Source organism: Streptomyces sp. AC627_RSS907 (assembly GCF_019049165.1).
On record NZ_JAGMUE010000521.1, the window covers coordinates 1 to 703 of the forward strand.

At 72.8% G+C, this 703-nt stretch carries 1 protein-coding gene; it reads left to right on the forward strand.

Annotation, left to right across the window (positions count from 1 at the left end; translation table 11 throughout):
- Window positions 1-86: 86 nt before the first annotated feature.
- Window positions 87-703: DUF5954 family protein (locus tag KUM32_RS36805; protein WP_254406661.1), on the forward strand; the 617-nt coding region annotated here is incomplete at its 3' end.

Sequence of the window (703 nt, forward strand, 5' to 3'; positions counted from 1 at the left end):
ACCCACCATGCCCCAACCCCGCCCGCGCCTGGACCACTTGGGCGGATTCAACCCGGCCACCAACCCGCGTCGCTCACAATGTGCGCATGGTTGATGACTGGAAGCGACAGCTCGACGCCCTGCACGCAGCGCTGGTCCGCCGCGACGACCCGGTCGCCTGGGTGACGGAGGCCGACGCGGTGACCGCCTCGCGGCGCTACCCGAACCCGGCCCTGCGGGGGCCCGTCTTCGGGGTCGCTGCGCAGGACCCCGCCGTGGGGCCGGGCTGGCGAGTGCTGTTGCCGGTGACGGACGGCATGCCCCAGCAGTCCCGGGACGCACTCAACTCGCACCTGTGGTTCAAGGCCAAGGACGACACCGACGACCCAGCGGTGCGACGCGAACTGCTGGCCGCCGTTGCCGTGCTCGAACGCGAACCGGTCAACGAGATCGAGGTCCTCGGCGTCCGCTACCGGGTCGTACGCGGGGACGAGTTCGCGCGCAGCGGCGAGGACGGGTTGGAGCCGCCCCGCCCCACCGACCGGGAGCCGGCCGACCGGACCTGGGGCGTACCCAGCAAGGAGCCCTCGCCTGACGTGGCCTTCGCCATCGACCCCGACCAGGACGACGGCCTGATCGCGGGCGCCACGAAGCTGGGCATGCGCGACTTCGCCTACACCGGCTCCCGCTACCCGGCCGCCGTACGCGCGGACTCCCAGCGGGC